The organism is Streptomyces sp. HSG2, assembly GCF_016598575.1.
Taxonomy (GTDB): Bacteria; Actinomycetota; Actinomycetes; order Streptomycetales; family Streptomycetaceae; genus Streptomyces.
Map to the genome: position 1 here is coordinate 3639350 of NZ_CP066801.1, position 24216 is coordinate 3663565.

Sequence of the window (24216 nt, forward strand, 5' to 3'; positions counted from 1 at the left end):
TAGTGCCCACTCGGGCGTCACTCGGCGTCCGACGGGGCCCTGGGGGTCTTGGTCGGCCTTTCTCGCACGTCGCGGCCCCGGCCGGGGTTCCTGTACCCTGACGCCATGCGTGCCGTACGCCTTCCGCTTAGCGAGCCGCGCTGATCAGTCCCGACCGCCGCCGTGCCGGACGGTCGGAGTCGGCGCGGCGTCCCCTCCTGTGCGAGGGGCTTTTTTGTTTCCGGGTGTCGCAGCCGCGAGCAGAGACGATCGATGGAGCCTTGAGGATCATGAGCGAGACGAACCCCGCAGCGGTCAACGGCATGTCGGCGGATGCCGCACCTCACCGCTACACGGCCGCCATGGCGGCCGACATCGAGGCGCGCTGGCAGGATTTCTGGGACGCCGAGGGCACGTACGAGGCCCCGAACCCGAGCGGCGACCTGGCGGGGGACGCGGCGACGGTCGCCAAGCCCAAGAAGTTCATCATGGACATGTTCCCCTATCCCTCCGGCGCAGGGCTGCACGTCGGCCATCCGCTGGGGTACATCTCCACCGACGTCTTCGCCCGCTTCCAGCGGATGACCGGCCACAACGTGCTGCACACCCTGGGCTTCGACGCCTTCGGGCTGCCGGCCGAGCAGTACGCCGTTCAGACCGGTACGCACCCCCGGGTCTCCACCGAGGCGAACATCGAGAACATGCGTGGCCAACTGCGTCGCCTGGGCCTGGGGCACGACCGGCGGCGGTCCTTCGCGACCATCGACTCCGAGTACTACAAGTGGACCCAGTGGATCTTCCTTCAGATCTTCGACTCCTGGTACGACGAGGAGGCCCGGCGAGCCCGTCCGATCGCCGAGCTGGTCGAGCAGTTCGAGTCGGGCGCCCGCGTGGTCCCGGACGGGCGCCCCTGGAGCGCGCTCGGTGACGTGGAGCGCGCGGACGTCCTGGGCGGATACCGCCTGGCGTACGCCTCCGACGCCCCCGTCAACTGGTGCCCCGGGCTGGGCACCGTGCTGGCCAACGAGGAGGTCACCTCCGAGGGACGGTCCGAGCGGGGCAACTTCCCCGTCTTCAAGGCGCAGTTGCGGCAGTGGAACATGCGAATCACGGCCTACGCCGACCGGCTGCTGGCGGACCTGGAGGAGTTGGACTGGCCCGAGGCCATCAAGCTCCAGCAGCGCAACTGGATCGGTCGTTCGGAGGGCGCCCGGGTCGACTTCCCCGTGGGCGACGAGCGCGTCACCGTCTTCACGACCCGCCCCGACACCCTGTTCGGCGCGAGCTACCTGGTGCTGGCGCCCGAGCACCCGCTGCTGGAGAAGCTGACCCCCCATCACTGGCCCGACGGCACGAACCCGACATGGACGGGCGGGCACGACACGCCCGCGCAGGCCGTGGCCGCCTACCGCGCCCGCGCGGCGGCCAAGTCCGACGTCGAGCGACAGGCCGAGGCCAAGGGCAAGACCGGCGTCTTCACCGGTGTCCGCGCCGTCAACCCGGTCAACGGCGAGACGATCCCGGTCTTCGTCGCCGACTACGTCCTGATGGGGTACGGAACGGGCGCCGTCATGGCCGTTCCGTCGGCCGACCAGCGCGACTTCGAGTTCGCCCGGGCCTTCGAACTCCCGGTGCCGTGCATCGTGGACGCCCCCGACGGGCGCGGCACGGACACCTCCACCTGGCCGGACGCCTGGATGTCGTACGACGCCCGGATCATCCGCTCCTCGAACGAGGCGATCAGCCTGAACGGCCTCGGCGTCACCGAGGCCAAGGCGAGGATCACCGCATGGCTGGAGAGCGCGGGATTCGGCGCGGGCACCGTCAACTACCGTCTGCGTGACTGGCTGTTCAGCCGGCAGCGTTACTGGGGCGAGCCCTTCCCCATCGTCTATGACGAGCGGGGGATCGCCCACCCGCTTCCCGAGGAGATGCTCCCGCTGGAACTGCCGGAGGTGGACGACTACTCGCCGCGCACCTTCGACCCGGAGGATGCCGACTCCCGCCCCGAGACGCCGTTGTCGCGCGACCGGGAGTGGGTCGAGGTCACCCTGGACCTCGGGGACGGCCCCAAGCGCTATCGCCGCGAGACCAACACCATGCCCAACTGGGCCGGTTCCTGCTGGTACGAGCTGCGCTACCTGGATCCGCGCAACGCCCGCCGGCCGGTCGACCCGGAGATCGAGCGCTACTGGATGGGGCCCCACGAGGGCGCCCCGCACGGTGGCGTCGACCTGTACGTCGGAGGCGCCGAGCACGCCGTGCTGCACCTGCTCTACGCCCGCTTCTGGTCCAAGGTGCTGTACGACCTGGGCCACGTCTCGTCCGCGGAGCCGTTCCACAAGCTCTACAACCAGGGCATGATCCAGGCGTACGTGTACCGCGACGCCCGGGGCATCGCCGTGCCCGCCGCCGAGGTCGAGGAGCGTGACGGCGCCTACTGGTACCAGGGCGAGCGGGTCTCCCGGGTGCTGGGCAAGATGGGCAAGTCCCTGAAGAACGCCGTCACCCCGGACGAGATCTGCGCGGAGTACGGCGCCGACACGCTGCGCCTGTACGAGATGGCGATGGGGCCGCTGGACGTGTCCCGTCCGTGGGACACCCGCGCGGTGGTCGGCCAGTACCGCCTGCTGCAGCGGCTGTGGCGCAACGTCGTCGACGAGGAGACCGGCGAGGTGACCGTCGTCGACACCGAGCCCGACGAGGACACGTTGCGAGCCCTGCACCGGGCGATCGACGGTGTCCGCGGGGACCTGGAGGCCATGCGGTTCAACACGGCCATCGCCAAGGTCACGGAGTTGAACAACCACCTGACCAAGGCGCCAGGACCCGTCTCCCGTCCGGTCGCCGAGGCGTTGGTGCTGCTGGTGGCCCCGTTGGCGCCGCACGTCGCCGAGGAGTTGTGGCACAGGCTCGGGCACGACCGGTCCGTGGTGCACCAGGACTTCCCGGTCGCGGACCCGGCGTATGTCGTCGACGAGACTGTGACCTGCGTCGTCCAGGTGAAGGGCAAGGTCAAGGCCAGGCTGGAGGTCTCGCCCTCGGTGACGGAGGCGGAGCTCGAGGAGGCCGCGCTGGCCGACGAGAAGGTCTTGGCGGCGCTGGGCGGGGCGGCGATCCGCAAGGTCGTCGTCCGGGCTCCCAAGCTGGTCAACATCGTTCCCGCATGAGTGTGGCAGCCGGGTGGGCCGGGGCACTCGACCCGGCCCACCCGGCTGTTTCCTCGCGAAACCCCGGGGGATTTCGGGGTGGGGAGGGAACCCCCCACCGCCGTGCTCGCGTTTACCGTGGAGGTAACCGGCGCGGAGGATGCCGCGCGGCGGCCTGAGCGCCACAGGAGGCGTCGTGGATGTTGTGTTCGTCGTTCTCGTCGTTCTCGTCGTGTTCTTCGCCTTTCTCGGGCTCGGCGTCTACGCGGTCGCGAAGGCGGTGGGTGCCGCCAGGCGCGGAGCCGACCGGACCCTCACCCAGGCCCGGCGCGTGGTGGAGGATCAGACGCTGAAGGCCAAGTCCCTGTCCCGGTCCGGATCGGCGGGCGAGTTGGCCCGGTTGAGGATGAGTCTGCGCACCTCGATGAGGGCCACTCAGGACGCGTTGCACGCCGGTGTCTCCACCGACGAGTCCCTGCGCGAGTCGCTCGACCTGTTCCGGCGACTGAGCGCGCACGGCCACGAACTGGACGCGGAGATGCGCCTCCTGGAGTCCGACCCCGACCGCGCCGGCGCCGAGCGGCGGCTCCCCGAGCTTCGGGAGCGGACCCGCCGGGTGACCGAGGCGGCGGACTCCCTGCGGTGGGCGGCACGCGACCGGTCCGAACGCTTCGCGGGGGACGACCTCGACACACTGACCGCGCAGATCGAGTTGGAGACCGGGGCCCTTCGCCACTGGACCGCCGCGGAGCCGGCGGCCGACTCCGCTCCCCCTTGGCCGGAGGCTCCGGCCGCCGAGGAGGAAGGCGGCCGACAGACCTGGCCGGAGAGCGAACCGGGCAAGCCCGAGGGGGAGGCGGGACGTCCCGCCATCGCCCCGCACGGCTTCCACCCCACTTACCCCTGGCAGCGGCGGAACCGTCCCGAGAACACGAGCTGACCCGGCCGGCCCGACGCCGATCGCCCCTCCACCGCGCCTCCGGGGGCGGCCGGGGAGCCGCGCGCACGGCGGCGGCACCGAAACCCGGCCCGCGCGGCGGGGTGGTGAACGAACGTCGCGGGTTCCGCGTGGCGGCGGGGTCGCGCCGGGTCGGCGCCCCCGTGGCGGCCCGGTCCGGGTAACCTCCAGCGCATGTCCCGTCATGTCGCCATCGTCACCGATTCAACGGCCCACCTTCCGGTCCGGGCGATGGAGCGGGGCGGCATCACCGCGGTGCCCCTGACCGTGGTCCTGGGCGACCAGGCGATCGACGAGGGTTCGGAGAACTCCACCCGGGCGCTGGCCGAGGCCCTGCGCAAGCACCACCCGGTGACCACCTCCCGCCCCAGCCCCGAGCGGTTCGCCGAGACCTATCGCGCGATCGCCCGGTCCGGAGCGGCCGGAGTCGTCTCCCTCCACCTCTCGGCCGAACTGTCGGGCACCTACGACGCCGCGGTCCTGGCGGCACGCCGAGCACCGATTCCGGTGCGGGTCGTCGACACCAAGACGATCGCCATGGCCCTCGGCTACTCCGCGCTCGCCGCGGCCGACGTCGCCAGGACCGACGGCTCGGTGGACGAGGTCGCCGCGGCGGCCGAGAAGCGCGCCGCCGCGACCTCGGCCTACTTCTACGTCGACACCCTCGACTACCTGCGCCGGGGCGGGAGGATCGGCGCCGCGCGAGCACTCCTGGGCTCCGCGCTCGCCGTGAAGCCGCTGCTGCGACTCGACGAGGGCCGGATCGAGCCGATGGAGAAGGTCAGGACCGCCTCGCGGGCCATCGCCCGACTGGAGGAGATCGCCGTCGAGCGGGCCGGAGGGGCCCAGGTCGACGTCGCCGTCCATCACCTCGCGGCCCCGGAACGCGCCTCCGCCCTCGCCGACCGACTGCGCTCCCGCCTTCCCTCGCTCGGCGACCTGCACGTCAGCGAGGTCGGTGCGGTGATCGGCGCGCACACCGGACCCGGTCTGCTGGGGGTCGTCGTCGCTCCTCGCTAGCGGGCGTCCCGAGTTGCGCCCACTCCACGCGAGGGCGTGGCCGGTCGCGGGCAGCGCCGGCGGTGGCCGGTCTGCCCCGCGCCCTCCCTCACCAGGATCGCCTCGGACGTGGTGCGGGCCCCGCGACGGACCTGGACGGCCATGCCGGACCTGTCGCCCCGGTGCCGGGCGCGGCGTCATGGTCGGCACGCCGGGTGCTCCCGGCGTGCCGGGCCCGCCGCCGGGAGAGCGGTTCCGTCGCGCTCCCGCCACCGGCGTCCGTCCACCCCGCGCGCGCCCCGGTGGCGCGCGCACCCGTGTGGCGTCCCCGGTCCTTCCGGCTTGCGCGGTCCCGTTCCGGCCCGACCGGTCGCGACGGGGTCGGGCCCCGGACAACCGGCCACGACACGCCCTCGTCCGAGTGTCGGCATTGTCCACAACCAGGGAGTCGTCCCCGGAAACCGCACAAGATCCACAAGAACGGGTCCGATCCCCGATCCTCCGAGCATGGCCTTGCGACCAGCGATCCACGCTCCCGATTCCCTCCGCTCCCGCCCTTCCGCCGCCCTCCGTCGAAAGGGCGGCGTCGAGGATGGTGCGGGCGCTCCCGCGCATCGGGTGCGCCACCGCAAGCCCCGGCCGCCACGGTTCCTCGGAGGTCTCCTCGCGCTCCGAGGCGTGCCGGGCGCGGGCTCACGCCACCGCGCGGAGCTCCTGCTCGCCGGACCCGAGGCCGAGCGTGGGCCGGGCGGTGCGGGGGCGGCGAGTCGTCCCCTCGGGCCGAGGGGTGGAGAGAGGACGCCAGGCGAGCCCGGGGCACCTCCCCTCGGGGCGTGCGACAGGTGGTCCGACGGCCCCCGCGGGGCCCACTCGGCGGGGAGAGACCCGGCCCGTCCGAGTCCGTCGGCCGGCGCGCCCCGGCGGGCGCGGCCGACCGACACACGCGCCTTCCCGGACCCGGAGGCGGCGCCCGGAAGCGAGTGCGTCGAGGCTTCCCACCGGACGGCGCTCGCCGACGAAGATCCGCCACCGGGCGGGGAGCGCCCACCCCACGAGGGCGCGGTGCCGGGGACCGGACCGGGCGGTGCGGCCGTCGCCCGGGGGCCGATCGCCCGGGAGCGGGGAGACGCTCGCGAACCCCGCTCTCCCGACGAGACACGACGCCCCTCGGGGAGCGAGACGTTTCCCGAGGAGCGGGGGGCGCCGCCCGGCCGGGGGCGCCGGGTCGTACTCGCGCTGGTGGAACGCCTGCCGCTGTGGCTCCAGACGCGCTGCGCCTTGGAACGCCGTGGCGCCGTCGCCCTCGGGTTGCTCTTCGCCGCCGTGTCCGTGTTCGCCGTGCACCACTACTGGACGGGCAGGACACACCCTGTCGGCCCACCCGAGGTGGTCCGCCCGGCGACGGCCGCCGGGCCCGTCGAGGAGGAGCGACCACCTCCGGTCCTCACACCGCGACCCGGGGGCCCCGGGTTCACGCCTCCGGGGGCCGAGATCGTGGTGGACGTCGGAGGCGAGGTCCGCCGCCCCGGCGTCCACCGACTGCCCGCCGGATCACGGGTGGAGGACGCCCTGCGCGCCGCCGGCGGAGTGCGGGGCGGCACCGAGACCGAGGGGCTGAACCGGGCCCGGTTCCTCGTCGACGGCGAACAGGTGCTCGTCGGCATCGCCGCTGTCCCTCCACCGCCCGGAGACCCACGCGAGATCTCGTCCGGCCCGGCCGGGGAGCTTCGGGGCGGAGCGCCCCTCGGCCCCGTCTCGCTGAACACGGCCACCCCCGACCAGCTCGACACCTTGCCCGGAGTCGGCCCCGTCCTCGCACGCCGCATCGTCGAGCACCGTGCCCGGAACGGCGGGTTCCGATCGGTGGAGGAGCTACGCGAGGTGAACGGCATCGGCGACCGTCGCTTCGCGGACCTGAGCCCGCTGGTACGGCCTTGACGGTCGGCAGCGGGGACGGCTCCGCCACCCGGGCGGTCCCGCGTCACCCGCCGGCGGTGACCGGACCGATGCCGGCGAAGCGCCGCCCGGGCTACGACACCGCGCCGCCCGGGGGCCGATCGGGCGGGCACGACGCGACGAACCTCCCCCGCGTCCCCGCCGAGAATCCCCCGGAGGGGCCCCGCGCTCGGGGCCCGTCCGATCTCAGGCTCGTGCCACCCGCCCTCGCCGTCTGGGGCACGGCCGCGCTGCTGACGGGCATGCCCCCGACACCGGCAATCGCGGTGACCACCGTGTCCCTCCTGGCCGCCCTCGTCCTGCTGTACCTCGACCGCCTCTCGCGGCCGGAACGCGGCCCCCGCCCGGCTGCCCGGCCTGGCGGGACGGGCGCCCCCCGCCGCCGCGCCCGCTCCGGACTCCCGAGGTGCCTCGCGCGAGTCGGCTCCGCGCCCGCCGCCGTGCTCCTCGGCGTCGCCGCGTCCGCCGCGTCGGCCGGTCTGCACGGAGCGGACCCGCACCGGGGACCCGTCCCGGAACAGGCCCGCGGCCATGCCACCATCACCGCGGACGTCGAGGTGACCGGTGATCCCAAGGAGATCCGCCCCCGCCACGGCGGTCCGCGCCCGGCCACCCCCGCCGTGTCCATCCGGGCCGACGTCCGCCGAGTCGTGCGGGCGGACGGTTCGACGCTCGCCACCCGGACGCCCGTGCTGCTGATCGTCTTCCCGGGTCGGTTCGACACCGCCGGCGAGGCCGTAGCCGGCCCCTCGTCGGACCCGGCCGCGCGACCGTCCGCCGCGACGGCATGGCTGGGGTTGCTGCCGACCACCCGGTTGCGCGTCACGGCCCAGGCCGCGCCGCCGGCCCGGCCCCGGGATCGGATCGCGGCGGTTCTGCGCATCCGGGACACGGCGGCGCCGGAGGTGACCGCCGGGCCGTCGGCGGCCCAGCGGCTGGCGGGCCGGCTCCGCGAAGGCCTTCGCGAGGCGACGGACGGCCTCCCCGCGGACCCGAGGGCGCTGCTGCCCGGACTCGTCGTGGGGGACACCACGCGGATCACCGCCGACCTGGAGGAGGCATTCGCCGCGACCGACCTCGCGCACACGCTCGCCGTGTCCGGATCGAACCTCACGATCACGCTGGCGCTCCTGCTCGGTGCGCCCGGGACCGCCGGCCGCACAGAGCGGCGGGGGGCGGCCCCGTTGCTCGGACTCTCCCTGCGCGCCACCGCGGTCGCCGGAGGGGTCCTGTGCATCGGGTTCGTCGTGGTGTGCCGGCCCGAGCCCAGCGTGCTGCGTGCGGCGGCCTGCGGCGGCGTGGCCCTGCTGGCCCTGGCCACCGGACGGCGCAGAACCCTCCTCCCCGCCCTGGCCGCGGCCGTCCTGCTCCTGGTGCTCTACGACCCCTGGCTCGCCCGCAGTTACGGCTTCCTGCTGTCGGTGCTGGCCACGGGCGCCCTGCTCACCCTCGCCCCCCGCTGGAGCGCCTCGCTCCGTCGTCGTGGCGTCCCACCCCGCCTCGCCGAGGCGTCGGCCGCCGCGATGGCGGCGCAGGCCGTCTGTGCCCCGGTGGTCGTCGTGCTGTCGGCCCGGGTCAGCCTGGTGGCGGTACCGTGCAACCTCCTCGCCGAGGTGGCCCTCGCCCCTGCCACCGTCCTGGGGTTCGGCGCGCTCGGGATCGCTCCCCTGGCCATGCCGGTCGCCGAGGCTCTCGCGTGGTGCGCGGGCTGGCCTGCGGGATGGCTCGCCGCCGTCGCCCGGTGCGGCGCCGCGCTGCCGGGGGCGTCGGTCGCCTGGCCGGCGACCTGGGGTGGGGCGGCCCTGCTCGCCCTGGCCGTCACCGCGGTGGCGCTCACCGGCCGGCACCTGTCGCGCCGTCCGTGGTGGTGTGGGGCTCTGGCGCTCGCCCTGACGCTGGCGGTGGTCCGACCCGACCCCTTGCCCCGCCTGGTCGGAGGTTGGCCGCCGCCCGGATGGCGACTGGTGATGTGCGATGTCGGGCAGGGAGACGCCCTGGTCCTCTCGGCGGGGCCGCACACCGGAGTGGTCGTGGACGCCGGACCCGACCCCGCCTCCGTGGACCGTTGCCTGAGGTCGCTCGGGGTGACCCGTGTCCCCCTCGTCGTCCTGACGCACTTCCACGCCGACCACGTCGGCGGGCTGTCGGGGGTGCTGCGCGGGCGTCGGGTCGGGGCGATCGAGACGACCGGGCTGGAGGAGCCCGCCGGACAGGCCGCGGCGGTGCGTGCCCTCGCCTCGCGGAGCCGAATCCCCCTTCGGCACGCCGCCGCCGGGGAGGCGCGTCGGTCGGGGTCGTTGACCTGGCAGGTCGTCTGGCCGCCTGCCACCCCCGCCGCGGTCCCCGGCACGGACGGCCCCAACGACGCCAGCGTCACCCTGCTGGTCCGCACGGCGGGGCTGCGGCTCCTCCTCCTCGGTGATCTCGAACCGCCGGCCCAGCGGGCGCTGGACCGTTCGTACGGGACGGCGTTGGCGGACGTGGACGTGGTCAAGGTGGCGCACCACGGCTCGGCCGGTCAGGACGAGGATTTCCTGCGGCGTGTCCGTCCGCGCCTGGCGCTCGTCTCCTGCGGCGCGGACAACTCCTACGGGCATCCCGCCCCGCGCACACTGGCCGCGTTGCGGGCCGGGGGAGCGACCGTGCTGCGAACCGACCGCGACGGTGCCGTGGCGGTCACGGGCACGGCGGCCGATCTTCGGGTGGCCGTCCACCGACGCCCCGCCCGCTCTCGCGCCCGGGGCACCCGTGCCCGGCGTCGCCTCCCCGGCCGGCCTCGGGACTCGACCCGCCCGGGCGGCGGGACCGACTCCGCGGACTCCACCGGCCGATCGGGCCGGGTCCCGCCGTGTCGACCGCCGCCGGTGGGCACCGCGCGGCCCGCGGGAGAATGGCGCGCGTGACCGATGTGAGACACCTGCTCGTGCTGCCGGACCGCGACGCCGCTGAGGAGGCCGCGGCGGCCCTCGCGGAGCTGCTCGCTCTCGACGAGGAGCCCCGTGTCGTCAGGGACGCCCTCGCGGGCGAGGACGACGCCGAGGACGCCCAGTGGCTGGTCGTCGTGGGGGACGAGGGGGAGCGGCTGGGCGCGGACCGGTTGGACGAGTTCGCCGCCCGCTGGGCGGGCTGGCGCGAGACCCCTTGACGGGGCGAGGCCGCGGGACGAGGCGGTCCCGAGAGAGGCGGGCGAGGTGGGCACGCCGGCGAGGCCGCGTTGTCCGTGCGACGTGGGATGCTTCTCGTGATGGCCAGGAAGACTGCGAACGACGACCCTCTCGCCCCGGTGACCCTCGCGGTGGGGCCCGAGGAGCTGCTGCTCGACCGCGCCGTACGGGAGGTGGTCGACGCCGCGCGGGCGGCCGATCCCGACACCGACGTGCGCGACCTGACGCCGGATCGGTTGCCTCCCGGAGCGCTGGCCGAGTGGACCAGCCCGTCGTTGTTCGCCGAGCGGAAGGTCCTCGTCTTCCGCGCCGCGCAGGACCTGTCCGCGGACACGGTCAAGGACTTGAAGGCCTACCTGGCCGCGCCGGCGGAGGAGATCGTCCTCGTGCTGCTGCACGCGGGAGGCGCGAAGGGCAAGGGTGTGCTGGACGCCGCGCGGCGCGTGGGCGCGCGCGAGGTCGCCTGCCCGAAGATGACCAAGCCGGCGGAGCGGCTCGGCTTCGTCCGCGGCGAGTTCCGTGCCGCCGGGCGGTCGGCGGCTCCGGAGGCCTGCCAGGCCCTGGTCGACGCGATCGGTGGCGACCTGCGGGAGTTGGCGTCGGCGGTGGCCCAGCTCGCGGCGGACGTCGAGGGCCCGATCGACGAGGAGGTCGTGGGTCGGTACTACACGGGGCGGGCCGAGGCTTCCAGTTTCACCGTCGCCGATCGCGCGGTGGAGGGGCGGGCCGCGGAGGCTTTGGAGGCCCTGCGGTGGTCGCTGTCCACCGGGGTGGCTCCGGTGCTGATCACCAGTGCGCTGGCACAGGGCGTCCGGGCGATCGGCAGACTGTCCGCCGCCCGAGGGGGGCGACCCGCCGATCTCGCCCGGGAGTTGGGCATGCCGCCGTGGAAGGTGGACCGGGTGCGCAGACAGGCGGCCGGATGGACGCCCGACGCGGTGGCGGCGGCCCTGCGCGCGGTGGCGGTCGCCGACGCGGGGGTGAAGGGCGGCGGCGACGACCCCGGGTACGCGCTGGAGAGGGCGGTCGTCGCGGTCGCCCGCGCGGCGCGCTCCCGGGGAGGTCGGTGAGTGGTCGCCGCTCGTCGTGACCAGTGCGGAGGCGTCGTTCCCGATGGTCGGCACGGCGGCGTCCCCGCGCGTGCGAAGACCCCGTCCACCGCCCTGGGGGAGGGCCGTGCACGGGGTCTTCGTCACGTCTGTGGACTCGTACCCGCGTGGCGAACGCAGGCCGCGTACGAGTCCTCGTTGCCGGCAGGGGGCGGATGAGAGAGGGCCCGCCCGGTTCCTCCCGGCGATGGGTCGGCCGTGGAGTCAGCCCTTGAGGTCGGCGACCCGCTGGGCCAGAGCCGACTTCTTGTTGGCGGCCTGGTTCTTGTGGATGACACCCTTGGAGGCGGCCTTGTCGAGCCGGCGCGCGGCGGCGCGCTGGTACTCGGTGGCCTTCTCCACGTCACCCGCGGCAGCGGCCTCGCGAGCCTTGCGGATCGCGGTCTTCAGCGAGGACTTGACGGCCTTGTTGCGCAGCCGCGCCTTCTCGTTGGTCTTGATCCGCTTCATCTGGGACTTGATGTTCGCCACGTAAGAGCCTTCTCGGGTTCTGGCGCGACCCGCGGGCACCGCTCGGGCCCCCCGGGGTCGTACCGGTGATGTGTTCCTGAACCGCGCCTCGCGCCGGAGGCACGAGACACAGCCACCCACAGTACCAGCGGGCCGATCGGCGGCCCAAACCCGTCGCCGGTCCCCGCCCGTGGGACGATGGAGGCTACGTATCGATCCGACCCGAGACCGCAGACACTGCGGACGCCTCAAGAATCAGGACCCTGCGTGCCCGCGATCCCTAGCCATGTGCCCGAGCCGAGCCGAACCGACCCGGCTCTGATCCGCAACTTCTGCATCATCGCGCACATCGACCACGGCAAGTCCACCCTCGCCGACCGGATGCTGCAACTGACCGGGGTGGTCGAGCAGCGGCAGATGCGCGCCCAGTACCTCGACCGGATGGACATCGAGCGCGAGCGCGGCATCACGATCAAGTCCCAGGCGGTGCGACTGCCGTGGGCGCCCACCCGCGACAAGGACAGCACGCACATCCTCAACATGATCGACACGCCGGGCCACGTCGACTTCACGTACGAGGTCTCGCGTTCGCTCGCCGCGTGCGAGGGGACCGTGTTGCTGGTCGACGCCGCTCAGGGCATCGAGGCGCAGACCCTCGCCAACCTGTATCTGGCGATGGAGAACGACCTCACGATCATCCCGGTGTTGAACAAGATCGACCTGCCGGCCGCACAGCCCGAGAAGTTCGCCGAGGAACTCGCCAACCTGGTGGGTTGCGAGCCGGACGACGTCCTGAAGGTCTCGGCCAAGACCGGCCTCGGCGTCGAGGATCTGTTGGACAAGGTCGTCGCCGACGTGCCGCCGCCCGTAGGGGTCGCCGACGCCCCGGCCCGCGCGATGATCTTCGATTCGGTCTACGACTCCTACCGAGGCGTGGTGACCTACGTCAGGGTCGTCGACGGACGGCTCAACAAGCGCGAGCGGATCCGGATGATGTCCACAGGCGCCACGCACGAGCTGCTGGAGATCGGCACCAACTCGCCCGAGATGCAGGCCGCCGACGGTCTCGGTGTCGGCGAGGTGGGCTACCTCATCACCGGGGTGAAGGACGTCCGACAGTCCAAGGTGGGGGACACCGTCACCAGCCAGCACAAGGGCGCCGAGGGCGCGCTGGGCGGCTACAAGGACCCCAAGCCGATGGTGTTCTCGGGTCTCTACCCGCTGGACGGCTCCGACTACCCGGAGCTGCGCGAGGCGCTGGACAAGCTCCAGCTCAACGACGCGGCCCTGGTCTACGAGCCGGAGACCTCCGCGGCGCTCGGCTTCGGCTTCCGCGTCGGCTTCCTCGGCCTGTTGCACCTGGACGTGGTCCGGGAACGCCTGGAGCGGGAGTTCGGGCTCGACCTGATCGCCACGGCGCCCAACGTCGTCTACCGCGTGATCATGGAGGACGGCGAGGAGATCCAGGTCACCAACCCCAGCGAGTTCCCCGAAGGCAAGATCGCCGAGGTTTTCGAACCGGTCGTGCGGGCGACCCTCCTGGCCCCCACCGAGTTCATCGGGGCGATCATGGAGCTGTGCCAGACCCGGCGCGGCAACCTGCTCGGCATGGACTACCTCTCGGAGGATCGGGTGGAGATCCGCTACACCCTCCCGCTCGCCGAGATCGTCTTCGACTTCTTCGACCAGTTGAAGTCCAAGACCCGGGGTTACGCCTCGCTGGACTACGAGCCCACCGGAGAGCAGTCCAGCTCGCTCGTCAAGGTCGACATCCTGCTGCACGGCGACAAGGTCGACGCCTTCTCCGCCATCACCCACAAGGAGCAGGCATACGCCTACGGGGTGAGGCTCGTCGCCAAGCTGAAGGAGCTGATCCCGCGCCAGAACTTCGAGGTGCCGGTCCAGGCCGCCATCGGCTCCCGCGTGATCGCCCGTGAGACCATCCGCGCCATCCGCAAGGACGTCCTCGCCAAGTGCTACGGCGGTGACATCTCCCGCAAGCGGAAGCTGCTGGAGAAGCAGAAGGAGGGCAAGAAGCGCATGAAGATGGTCGGCTCGGTGGAGGTCCCCCAGGAAGCCTTCATCGCGGTGCTCTCCAGCGACGACGGCGGAGGCAAGTCCGGCAAGGCCAAGGGCTGAGGGCTCCGCCTCTCGGGGGAGGGTTCCCTCGCTTTCGAAGTCGACGCCGGCCATGGTCCCGTCTCCGTCGCTCGACGGAGACGGGACCATGGCGTCCTCCGGGCCGCGCGGGCCGGGTGGGGCAGGAGGTCTCCGCCGCCGGCGGCACGTTCTCGCGCGGTCGCGGTCGCGGTATCCGGCGCCGTTCCGCTCGGCCGTATCTCCACCCCGTCCGCCGCCGCCGCGGACGTCCTGTGAGGCCGAGGGCCGCTCGGCGAGCCCGAGCCCTCGGCGTGCCGGTCGGCGCCCTACCGGGAAAGCTGGGAGGTGCCGCCCCTTACGCGGGCGCCGACCGGCCCTTAGCCTGTCCCTGCCCTCTGGTCGCTTGTGAGTTGAACAAATGGCCGAAAATCGACCCTTCAGTCACATCCCGAGACCGACCAGCCCCACCTGAGCCAGCCGCACCATCGCGGTCCGGAGGATGTCGTGAGCGATACACAGACACTGATCGAGAACCGTCCGCCCTCCGTCGCGGCGCTCTTCCTGGAGCGGGTGGCGGCCACACCGGACGCGGAGGCCTACCGTTACCCGGTTCCGCCCGCCGCCGGAGAGGGCCCGGACGACTGGGAGTCGCTGAGCTGGGGCGAGGCCGGCGAGCGCGTCTGCGCCATCGCCGCGGGCCTGATCGAGTTGGGAGTCCTCCCCGAGCAGCGGGTGGCGCTGGCCTCGTCGACCCGGGTCGAGTGGATCCTGGTCGACCTGGGCATCATGTGCGCGGGCGCGGCGACGACCACCGTCTATCCACAGACCAACGCGGAGGAGTCCGCCTACATCCTCGCGGACTCCGAGAGCCGTGTCCTGGTCGCGGAGGACGCCGAGCAGCTCGCGAAGGCCCGTGCCAACCGACCGGAGCTGCCGGCACTCACCCGGGTGGTGGTGATCGACCCGGCCGGCGCGGACACCGGCGAGGACTGGATCGTCACGTTGGACGAGGTCGAGGCGCTCGGCCGCAACCGCCTTCGCGAGGAGCCCGAACTGGTCAAGGAGAGGGTGGGAGCCCTCACCAAGGACCGGCTCGCCACCCTGATCTACACCTCCGGCACCACCGGCCGTCCCAAGGGCGTCCGGCTCCCGCACGACAACTGGTCCTACATGGCCAAGGCCATCGCGGCGACGGGGCTCTCCCGCCCCGACGACGTCCAGTACCTGTGGCTGCCGCTCGCCCACGTCTTCGGGAAGGTGCTCACCTCCGGTCAGATCGAGGTCGGCCACGTCAGCGCCGTCGACGGTCGAGTCGACAGGATCGTCGAGAACCTCCCCGTGGTGCGCCCCACGTACATGGCCGCCGTGCCCCGCATCTTCGAGAAGGTCTACAACGGAGTCGCCGCCAAGGCGCGCGCGGGAGGCGCGGCCAAGTACAAGATCTTCCAGTGGGCGGCGGGGGTCGCGCGCGAGTACGCCCGCGTCACCCAGGACAACTTCCGCCGTACCGGGACGCCGAGCGCCCCCTACGGCCTGGCCGCCCGACACAAGGTGGCCGACGCCCTGGTCTACGCCAAGATCCGCGAGGCCTTCGGCGGCCGGCTGCGCGCCAGTGTCTCCGGCAGCGCCGCACTGGCTCCCGAGATCGGTTACTTCTTCGCCGGCGCCGGGATCCGTGTCCTGGAGGGTTACGGCCTCACCGAGTCGTCCGCCGCGTCCTTCGTCAACCCGGTCGAGGCCTTTCGCACCGGAACGGTCGGCAAGCCACTGCCCGGCACCGAGGTGCGCATCGCGGACGACGGCGAGATCCTGTTGCGCGGTCCGGGGATCATGGAGGGATACCACAAGCTCCCCGCCAAGACCGCCGAGGTCCTGGAGCCGGACGGCTGGCTGCACACCGGCGACATCGGCGAGCTGTCCCCCGACGGCTATCTGCGCATCACCGACCGCAAGAAGGACCTGATCAAGACCTCCAGCGGGAAGTACGTCGCCCCGGCGGAGGTCGAGGGTCAGTTCAAGGCGGTGTGCCCGTACGTCTCCAACATCCTGGTCCACGGCGCCGACCGGAACTACTGCACCGCACTCATCGCGCTCGACGAGGTCGCACTCGGGCAGTGGGCCGAGGAGAGGGGGCTGGGCGACCGGTCGTACGCGGAGATCGTCGCCGATCCCGCCACCGTCGAGATGGTGGACGGCTACGTCACCAGGCTCAACGAGAACCTGCAGCGTTGGCAGACGATCAAGAGATTCCGGCTGCTCCCGCGCGACCTCGACGTCGAGCACGGCGAGATCACACCCAGCCTCAAGCTCAAGCGGCCGGTGGTCGAGCGGGAGTACCAGCACCTGATCGAGGAGATGTACGAAGGGACCCGCGAGCGGTAGTCGCGCTCGTCCCGGTGGAGGGTCCCGCGCGGCGCGTGACCCTCCACGCGCGCTCCGGTCGGCTTCCCCGAGCCCTTCCCATAGCACGGCCACCGGTACGGCCACCGACTTCGGTGACTCCGTGTTCACGCGACGGTTCGGTCTGTCACCCTGTCGGCAACGACCGTGGTGCCGTCCGCACGAACTTCCCGGGGAGCCGTCCATGGGGGCCATTCCGACGCAGCGGGAGACCACCGCCCGCGCCGGCGGGTCGTCCCCGCACGGCGCCGAGACGACCGCCCAGATCCGTGCCACCCTGCCCGGAAGCTCCCTCGCCCCCGGAGCCGCCAGAGCGCTCCTGCGCCTCGCGCTCGCGGACTGGGCGGGCCCGCGTCCGCCCGGAGCCGAACGCTTCGTCGAGGACGCCCTCCTGGTGGTGAGCGAGCTGGTCACCAACGCGGTCGTGCACACCGGCACCGACATCGAGGTGGCCTTCCGGCTGGAAGAGGACGGCGCTCTGGTGGTCGAGGCCTGCGACCGCGGCCCCTGCGCCCCCCCGGCGCGCGGTGCCTCGCCGGGGTTGTTCGACGCACCGGAGCACGGTCGCGGCCTCGGCCTGGTGGCCGGCCTCGCCGATTCCTGGGGCATCACCCACCGCGGAGGTGCCAAGACGGTCTGGGCGCGGCTGCCGCCGCCTGGCACCCCGCCCCTCGCCGGGCCCGGCGGCTCCGGCGAGGAGGGGGCGCACCACGGCCTCGGCATGGCGCCGCCGCCCGTCGGTGGTCCCCCGCCCGAGGCGTACGCCCGCCCTCTCGGCTGGCCGGACCCGGAGCCCGTGGGAGGCCGGGACCACCCCGAGGAGCCGGGGCGAACCGCGGCAGCGCCCCCGCACGGTGACCCGGGCTCCCCGACATCCCGGGGGCGGGGACCCGACTCGCTCGCCCACGCACGCCACGACCCCGACCGCTCCCACTCGCTCCCCGCCTCCTGGGGGCGCGATGACGCCCCGGTCCCCTGGGCGCCTCCGGCGGAGACCGTCGTCCGGGAGGGTCATCCCGCCCGGAGCGCGGGTCCCCGGCGGGAGGTGGACGCGACGTGGGGGTCCTCCGTCGCCTCCACCCGCCTCGACCGGCGGGACCGCGAGTGGCTGGGGCGAGGGGCCCTGTCCTTCCTCGCCGAGGCGTCCGATCTGCTCGCCGGCCAGCTCGACGAGGATCGCGTGGTCTCCCTCACCGGCCGGCTCATCGTGCCCCGCATCGCCGACTGGTGCGCGGTCTGGTTGGAGGACGACTCTCCGGGGAGTCCGGCCGCGGGCACCCGGCTGGCCCGGGTCTGGCACGACAGCGAGAGCCGTGCGGAGGAGTTGCGTCGGGTCCTGGAGCGGGAATCGCCGCGCCCGCCCGACCCCGCCCACGCGGGTCCCGACAACCATCCGTGGCCCGGTGAGGCGTTCGGGCCCGGCGCGAGCAGGGGCGCCGCCCTCGCCTTCCGTCTCGCCGCGGGTGGCCGTCCGGTGGGAACCCTCGTGATCGGACGCGAGGGACCGACCTCCCTCCCCGACGAGATCACCGGCCTCGTGGAGGACCTCGCGCGACGGGTGGCGCTGGCGGTCGGCACGGCACGCCGCTACGCACGCCAGGCCACCATCAGCGCGGTCCTCCAGCGCGGGCTGCTGCCGGGAGCCGTCGCCGAGATCCCGGGAGTGCGCACGGCGCTGGTCCACGAGCCCTTCGACAAGGGCGGCCCCAGCGGCGACTTCTACGATCTCTTCCCGGCCGGGGACGGCCGCTGGTGCTTCGCCGTGGGCGACGTTCAGGGCAAGGGCCCCGAGGCCGCCGTCGTGATCGGGCTGGTCCGACCCTGGCTTCGGCTGCTGGCCCGCGAAGGGTACGGCGTTCCGGGGGTGTTGGACCGCCTCAACCAACTCCTCCTCGACGACGCCACGGAGGCCGCCGACGCCGCGGCGCGGGCTCTGGTCGCCGCCGGGGCCCGGCCCTTCGCGCCCGGCGACGGCCCGCAGACCCGCTTCCTGTCCTTGCTCTACGGCGAGCTGTCGCCCGTCGAGGGAGGCGGCCTGCGCTGCACGCTCGCAGCCGCCGGACATCCGTTGCCCCTGCTCCTCGCCCCCGACGGGGCCGTCCGCGTGGTGGCGCGACCACAGACCCTCCTGGGCGTCGTCGAGGACGTGGCCTACGTCTCGGACACCCTCGAACTGGCCTCGGGCGACACCCTGCTCTGCGTCACCGACGGAGTCACGGAACGTCGCGACGGTCACCGGCAGCTCGACGACGGAGACGGCCTCGCCGCGGCGTTCGCCGCGTGCGCCGGGCTGGACGCCGAGCGGATCGCCGAGTCGCTGCGCTCGCTCGTCCACGACTTCGGGGACCACCCGCCCGCCGACGACGTGGCGATGCTGGTCCTGCAGACGGAGTGATCCCCGCCACGCCCCCGGGCCGGCCGAACCGCCTCCCGAGGGCGTGGCACGTCCCTCGCCCCGGCGCCCGCGGCGCCCTCCCGCGCCGAAGGGGCACCGGGGTGCGGGACAATGGGCGTCATGCCCTCCGCTCTCCCCGACGGCGTCCCCGTCCCCGCCGACGGCGCCCTGCCGGCGTCCGCGCTCGCCGGGGCCGCGCACCGTCCCCTCGGCTTCTACCTGCACGTCCCGTACTGCGCGACCCGCTGCGGCTACTGCGACTTCAACACCTACACCGCCACCGAGCTTCGGGGGTCCGGTGGCGTCCTCGCCTCCCGCGACGCCTACGCCGACACGCTGGTCGAGGAGGTGCGTCTGGCCCGCAAGGTGCTCGGAGACGACCCGCGTCCCGTCGGGACGGTGTTCGTGGGCGGGGGCACGCCGACCCTCCTCCCCGCCGAGGACCTGGTGCGGATGGTGCGGGCCGTGCGCGAGGAGTTCGGCCTCGCGCCGGACGCGGAGATCACCACGGAGGCGAATCCGGAGACCGTCGACCCCGCGTACCTCGCCGCCCTGCGCGCGGGCGGCTTCGACCGGATCTCCTTCGGGATGCAGAGCGCCCGCCCCCACGTCCTGAGAATCCTGGACCGTACCCACACGCCCGGCCGGCCGGAAGCCTGCGTCGCCGAGGCCCGCGCCGCCGGTTTCGACCACGTCAACCTCGACCTGATCTACGGCACGCCGGGCGAGTCCGACGACGACTGGCGGGCCTCCCTCGACGCGGCCGTCGCCGCCGGCCCCGACCACGTCTCGGCGTACGCCCTGATCGTCGAGGAGGGTACTCGGCTCGCCCGACGTGTCAGAGGCGGGGAGATCCCCATGACCGACGACGACGTCCACGCCGACCGGTACCTGATCGCCGAGGAGCGCCTCTCGGCGGCCGGCTTCGCCTGGTACGAGGTGTCCAACTGGTCCACCACCCGGGCCGGGAGATGCCGCCACAACGAGCTGTACTGGACGGGCGCCGACTGGTGGGGCGCGGGTCCGGGGGCCCACAGCCACGTCGGAGGGGTGCGTTGGTGGAACGTCAAGCACCCGGGTGCCTACGCCGCCGCGCTGGGGGCCGGGCGGTCTCCGGGGGCGGGTCGCGAGATCCTGACCGAGGAGGACCGTCGGGTCGAGCGGGTCCTGCTGGAACTGCGGTTGCGGGAGGGCGTGCCGCTGTCCCTGCTGCGGGAGGGCGGCCTGGCGGCGGCCGGCGGCTTCCTCGCGGACGGGCTGCTGGCCACCGGGCCGTACGAGGAGGGGCGGGCCGTCCTCACCCTGCGCGGCCGGCTGCTGGCCGACGCCGTCGTCCGGGACCTGGTGGACTGACCGGCACATGGGCGGGGACCGGTCCCGCGCCGGGCCGTCGATGCGGGGACACGGGGGCGGCGGGTCGCGCCGGCCACGACCCGCCGACCCCGTCGGTCAGCACCGGCCGTCCTCGGTCAGGAAGTCGATCAGTTCCTCCACGCGGCCGAGCAGCTCCGGCTCCAGGTCCCTGTGCGACCGCACTCGGCTCAGGATCGCCCGCCAGGCCGCTCCGGGCTCGCGCGGCCACCCCAGGGCCTGGCACACGCCCGTCTTCCAGTCCTGGTCGCGAGGCACCCGAGGCCAGCCCGGAATGCCCAGGGTCGACGGTTTCACCGCCTGCCAGACGTCCACGAAGGGGTGGCCGACGACCAACGTGTGCGGGTCGGTGACGGATCGCGCGATCCGCCACTCCTTCGAACCGGGCACGAGGTGGTCGACCAGGACGCCCAGGCGCGCCCCCGGTCCCGGGGCGAAGGCGTCGACGATCCGGGGAAGGTCGTCGACGCCTTCCAGGAACTCCACGACGATGCCCTCGACGCGCAGGTCGTCGCCCCAGACGCGTTCGATCAACTCGGCGTCGTGCCGCCCCTCCACGTAGATCCGCCCGGGCCGGGCGACGCGCGCGGGGGCGTCCGGCACGGCCACGGATCCGGAAGCGGTGCGTGCCGCGCGAGGCGGGGCCGAACGGGGGCGCACCAAGGTCACCGCCCGGCCTTCCAGGAGGAAGCCGCGGGTCCGCAGGGGGAACACGCGGCGTCTGCCCAGACGGTCCTCCAGGGTCACCGACCCGGCCTCACACCCGATCACGGCACCGCAGAAACCCGAGTCGGGGTCCTCCACCACCAGACCCGGCTCGACGGGCACTTCCGGGGCCGCCCGCGACCTCTTCCAGGGTGGGGTCAGATCGGGTGAGTACTCGCGCATTCGGATGACGATACGAGGAACCAGGGCGCCGCGATCACCGCGACACGCCGGACGGCCCGGCCAGGGAGGCCCGTTGGGCGCGGACGAAGTCCGCGTCGACCACGGCGCCGTGCCCCGGCACGTACCGGGCGTCGTCGCCGCCGAGGGCGAGGAGCCGGTCCAAGGCAGCGGGCCACCGACCCCGGTCGGTGTCCGGCCCCTCCTGCGGCGGGCCGGACTCCTCCACGAGGTCCCCGCAGAACACCACCACCGGCTCGCCCGGGACCAGGACCGCCATGTCGTGCGCCGCGTGCGCCGGGCCGAGCCTGACCAGCAGCGCGCGTCGACCGCCTCCCAGGTCGAGCGCGCGCTCGCCCGCCACCTCACGCGGAACGGGTCCCGGCGCCGCCACGGCCTCGGCGGCCTCGGCCGGGTCCAGCCCGTGGGCCACCGCGTCGGCCCGCAGAGTGTCCCGACCGGCCGCGGAGCCCATCGCGGACGCCATGCCCCTCGCCCCGTACGCCTCGACCCGGGGGAAGGCGCCCGCCCCGAGAACATGGTCGAAATGGGCGTGGGTCAGCGCGAGATGCGTCACATCGACACCGGCGAGAGCGCGTGCCTCGGCGCGCAGCCGAGCCCCCTCCGCCGGACTCGCCCCGGCGTCGATCAGCAGGGCCGTCCCCCGCCCCACGACCAGCCCCGCCGTGGCGTCCCAGCCCGGCAGCCGACAGCGGCCGACGCCCGGCGCGATCCGCTCCCAGCCCAGCTCTTCCCAAGTCACCGTCATACCGGGACGCTAGCGGGGAAGACGTCCGACGGGCAGCGCGCTGCCGGCCGGGCCTTGTACGAGGCGCGGTCTCCGGCCGTACACTGGCGGGAAGCCTGGCACTCCCACACGTCGAGTGCCAGGGGGGAAATCCGGTCCGAGGACTCCGGGAGGTGTGCGCGGTGCTCAGTGAACGCAGGATGCAGGTGCTGCGCGCGATCGTCCAGGACTACGTCGGCACCGAGGAGCCCGTCGGGTCCAAGGCCCTCACCGAGCGGCACAACCTCGGCGTCTCCCCGGCCACCGTGCGCAACGACATGGCGGCGTTGGAGGACGAGGGGTTCATCGCGCAGCCCCACACCAGCGCGGGTCGCATCCCGACGGACAAGGGCTACCGGCTCTTCGTCGACAAGCTCGCGGCCGTCAAGCCCATGACGGCACCCGAGCGCCGCGCCATCCAGGGCTTCCTGGAGGGCGCCGTCGACCTGGACGACGTGGTGGCCCGCACGGTCCGGCTGCTGGCGCAGCTCACCCGCCAGGTCGCCGTCGTGCAGTACCCGTCGCTGGTCCGCTCGACCGTCCGACACGTCGAGCTGCTCTCGCTGGCTCCCGCTCGCCTGATGCTGGTGTTGATCACGGACACCGGGCGGGTGGAGCAGCGGATGGTCGACTGCCCCGCCCCGTTCGGCGAGACGTCGTTGGCCGATCTGCGGGCCCGGCTGAACAGCAGGGTGGCGGGACGGCGCTTCACCGACGTGCCCACGCTGGTGGAGGACTTGGCGGACGCCTTCGACCCGGAGGACCGGGGCACGGTCTCCATGGTGCTCTCCACCCTGCTGGAGACACTGGTCGAGGAGAACGAGGAACGGCTGATGATCGGCGGCACCGCCAATCTCACCCGTTTCGGGCACGATTTCCCTCTGATGATCCGGCCCGTTCTGGAGGCGCTCGAAGAGCAGATGGTGCTCCTCAAGCTGCTGGGCGAGGCGCAGGATCCGGGCGTGACCGTCCGTATCGGTCACGAGAACGCCCACGAAGGACTCAACTCCACGTCCGTCGTGTCGGTGGGCTACGGTTCGGGCGGCGAGGCGGTTGCCAAGCTCGGCGTGGTCGGACCGACCCGCATGGATTACCCGGGAACGATGGGAGCGGTACGCGCAGTGGCACGGTACGTCGGACAGATCCTGGCGGAGTCGTAGGTGGCCACGGACTACTACGCCGTTCTCGGCGTACGCCGCGACGCGTCGCAGGACGAGATCAAGAAGGCCTTCCGGCGGCTCGCGCGCGAGCTGCATCCGGACGTCAACCCCGATCCGAAGACACAGGAGCGGTTCAAGGAGATCAACGCCGCCTACGAGGTGTTGTCGGACCCGCAGAAGAAGCAGGTCTACGACCTCGGCGGCGACCCGCTGTCGGGCTCGGGCGGGCCCGGGGCCGGCGGCTTCGGCGGCGGCGGCTTCGGGAACTTCTCGGACATCATGGACGCCTTCTTCGGCACGGCGTCGCAGCGCGGACCGCGCTCGCGCACCCGCCGCGGTCAGGACGCCATGATCCGCATCGACGTCGAGCTGGACGAGTCCGCCTTCGGCACCACCAAGGACATCCAGGTCGACACGGCGATCGTCTGCACCACCTGCAGTGGTGAGGGCGCCGCGCCGGGCACCTCCGCCCAGACCTGCGACATGTGCCGCGGCCGCGGCGAGGTGTCCCAGGTCACGCGGTCCTTCCTCGGGCAGGTCATGACCTCCCGGCCGTGCCCGCAGTGCCAGGGCTTCGGCACCGTCGTCCCGACGCCGTGCCCGGAGTGCGCCGGGGACGGGCGCGTCCGGTCCCGCCGTACGCTGACGGTGAAGGTCCCGGCCGGCGTGGACAACGGCACCCGCATCCAGCTCGCGGGGGAGGGTGAGGTCGGTCCGGGCGGCGGCCCGGCGGGCGACCTCTACGTCGAGATCCACGAGCTGCCGCACTCGGTCTTCCAGCGCCGCGGTGACGACCTGCACTGCACGGTCACCATCCCGATGACCGCGGCGGCCCTGGGCACCAAGGTGCCGTTGGAGACGCTGGACGGCATGGAGGAGATCGACATCAGACCCGGCACTCAGTCGGGGCAGTCGATCCCGCTGCACGGCAGGGGCGTCACCCACCTGCGGGGCGGCGGCCGAGGCGATCTCATCGTGCACGTCGAGGTCACCACGCCGACCAAGCTCGACCCCGAGCAGGAGCGCCTGCTGCGCGAACTCTCCGAACTCCGCGGCGAGGAGCGGCCCCAGGGACAGTTCCAGCCCGGTCAGCAGGGGTTGTTCTCCCGGCTGAAGGACGCCTTCAACGGGCGCTGAGCCGCCGGCCCGGCACAGGCCGCCCGACCGACGGGCCGGCGGCCTGTGCCCTGCCCCCCGGATCGGCCGCTTCGAGTGCCGAGGGATTCGGTGCGCCACCGGGTCTCCTCGCCGTCCGGCGAGCACGGGGTGGCATCGCCGCGGTCGGCGTTCGACGGGCGTAGACGCCGCCGGCGCGTGTCGGGAAGACCGGATTCCGGCTTGTGCGGGGGGCATG

General features: G+C 73.4%; 16 protein-coding genes. 13 read left to right on the forward strand and 3 right to left on the reverse strand.

All coding sequences use genetic code 11. The annotated features are described in order from the left end of the window. Positions 1–269: 269 nt before the first annotated feature. From leuS to holA, 7 genes are all read left to right on the forward strand, one after another. Positions 270–3149, forward strand: coding sequence for a leucine--tRNA ligase (gene leuS, locus JEK78_RS15715; RefSeq protein WP_200259702.1), 2880 nt, complete (start codon positions 270–272; stop codon positions 3147–3149). Between the two features lie 139 nt (positions 3150–3288). Further along, on the forward strand, positions 3289–4068 hold the full coding sequence (locus tag JEK78_RS15720) for a hypothetical protein (RefSeq protein WP_200259705.1): 780 nt from the start codon (positions 3289–3291) through the stop codon (positions 4066–4068). Positions 4069–4260: 192 nt separating this feature from the next. Beyond that, positions 4261–5106 (forward strand): DegV family protein, encoded by an 846-nt coding sequence (locus JEK78_RS15725; RefSeq protein ID WP_200259708.1) that lies wholly within the window; start codon positions 4261–4263, stop codon positions 5104–5106. A 1041-nt stretch (positions 5107–6147) separates the two neighbouring features. After that, positions 6148–7023 carry a helix-hairpin-helix domain-containing protein gene (locus tag JEK78_RS23425; RefSeq protein ID WP_242483094.1) on the forward strand — a complete coding sequence of 292 codons (876 nt, stop codon included), beginning with the start codon at positions 6148–6150 and terminating at the stop codon, positions 7021–7023. A 68-nt stretch (positions 7024–7091) separates the two neighbouring features. After that, entirely contained in the window at positions 7092–9944 is a 2853-nt protein-coding gene (locus JEK78_RS15735) for a ComEC/Rec2 family competence protein (protein ID WP_200259714.1), read from the forward strand. Then, positions 9941–10186, forward strand: coding sequence for a hypothetical protein (locus JEK78_RS15740; RefSeq protein ID WP_200259717.1), 246 nt, complete (start codon positions 9941–9943; stop codon positions 10184–10186). Before JEK78_RS15735 ends, JEK78_RS15740 begins: the two co-directional genes overlap by 4 nt. A 99-nt stretch (positions 10187–10285) precedes the next feature. Then, entirely contained in the window at positions 10286–11275 is a 990-nt protein-coding gene (gene holA, locus JEK78_RS15745) for a DNA polymerase III subunit delta (protein ID WP_242483095.1), read from the forward strand. A gap of 243 nt (positions 11276–11518) precedes the next feature. Here holA and rpsT read toward each other — a convergent pair whose 3' ends face one another. Next, positions 11519–11785: a 30S ribosomal protein S20 gene (gene rpsT, locus JEK78_RS15750; RefSeq protein ID WP_200259719.1), complete on the reverse strand. Its 267-nt coding sequence runs from the start codon at positions 11783–11785 to the stop codon at positions 11519–11521. A 246-nt stretch (positions 11786–12031) separates the two neighbouring features. Here rpsT and lepA point away from each other — a divergent pair, with 246 nt between their 5' ends. From lepA to hemW, 4 genes are all read left to right on the forward strand, one after another. After that, a complete protein-coding gene (gene lepA / locus JEK78_RS15755) occupies positions 12032–13903 on the forward strand; it encodes a translation elongation factor 4 (protein WP_200259722.1) in 1872 nt (623 codons plus the stop codon). A 465-nt stretch (positions 13904–14368) separates the two neighbouring features. Further along, positions 14369–16246, forward strand: a complete 1878-nt coding sequence (locus tag JEK78_RS15760) for a long-chain fatty acid--CoA ligase (protein WP_200259724.1) — start codon at positions 14369–14371, stop codon at positions 16244–16246. A 202-nt stretch (positions 16247–16448) separates the two neighbouring features. Further along, positions 16449–18659: a SpoIIE family protein phosphatase gene (locus JEK78_RS15765; protein ID WP_200259727.1), complete on the forward strand. Its 2211-nt coding sequence runs from the start codon at positions 16449–16451 to the stop codon at positions 18657–18659. 120 nt (positions 18660–18779) lie between these two features. Further along, positions 18780–20012, forward strand: coding sequence for a radical SAM family heme chaperone HemW (gene hemW / locus JEK78_RS15770; protein WP_200259730.1), 1233 nt, complete (start codon positions 18780–18782; stop codon positions 20010–20012). A gap of 96 nt (positions 20013–20108) precedes the next feature. On the opposite strand, the gene JEK78_RS15775 is transcribed toward hemW, so the two are convergent. Together JEK78_RS15775 and JEK78_RS15780 are read right to left on the reverse strand one after the other, a co-directional pair. Then, positions 20109–20918 carry a DUF3097 domain-containing protein gene (locus JEK78_RS15775; protein ID WP_200259733.1) on the reverse strand — a complete coding sequence of 270 codons (810 nt, stop codon included), beginning with the start codon at positions 20916–20918 and terminating at the stop codon, positions 20109–20111. Between the two features lie 34 nt (positions 20919–20952). Next, complete coding sequence (locus JEK78_RS15780; RefSeq protein WP_200259736.1) at positions 20953–21684, reverse strand: MBL fold metallo-hydrolase; 732 nt, start codon at positions 21682–21684, stop codon at positions 20953–20955. Positions 21685–21845: 161 nt separating this feature from the next. Here JEK78_RS15780 and hrcA point away from each other — a divergent pair, with 161 nt between their 5' ends. Together hrcA and dnaJ are read left to right on the forward strand one after the other, a co-directional pair. Beyond that, positions 21846–22862, forward strand: a complete 1017-nt coding sequence (gene hrcA, locus JEK78_RS15785) for a heat-inducible transcriptional repressor HrcA (protein ID WP_200259739.1) — start codon at positions 21846–21848, stop codon at positions 22860–22862. Then, on the forward strand, positions 22863–23999 hold the full coding sequence (gene dnaJ, locus JEK78_RS15790) for a molecular chaperone DnaJ (protein ID WP_200259742.1): 1137 nt from the start codon (positions 22863–22865) through the stop codon (positions 23997–23999). Positions 24000–24216: the final 217 nt, after the last annotated feature.

Bases quoted from the DNA above. Each gene is read 5' to 3' on its own strand.
- JEK78_RS15725 (WP_200259708.1), top strand. From the start codon at position 4,261: ATGTCCCGTCATGTCGCCATCGTCACCGATTCAACGGCCCACCTTCCG.
- hemW (WP_200259730.1), top strand. From the start codon at position 18,780: ATGCCCTCCGCTCTCCCCGACGGCGTCCCCGTCCCCGCCGACGGCGCC.
- JEK78_RS15720 (WP_200259705.1), top strand. From the start codon at position 3,289: ATGCCGCGCGGCGGCCTGAGCGCCACAGGAGGCGTCGTGGATGTTGTG.
- leuS (WP_200259702.1), top strand. From the start codon at position 270: ATGAGCGAGACGAACCCCGCAGCGGTCAACGGCATGTCGGCGGATGCC.
- JEK78_RS15765 (WP_200259727.1), top strand. From the start codon at position 16,449: ATGGGGGCCATTCCGACGCAGCGGGAGACCACCGCCCGCGCCGGCGGG.
- JEK78_RS15775 (WP_200259733.1), bottom strand. From the start codon at position 20,918: ATGCGCGAGTACTCACCCGATCTGACCCCACCCTGGAAGAGGTCGCGG.
- JEK78_RS15780 (WP_200259736.1), bottom strand. From the start codon at position 21,684: ATGACGGTGACTTGGGAAGAGCTGGGCTGGGAGCGGATCGCGCCGGGC.
- JEK78_RS15735 (WP_200259714.1), top strand. From the start codon at position 7,092: ATGCCGGCGAAGCGCCGCCCGGGCTACGACACCGCGCCGCCCGGGGGC.
- holA (WP_242483095.1), top strand. From the start codon at position 10,286: ATGGCCAGGAAGACTGCGAACGACGACCCTCTCGCCCCGGTGACCCTC.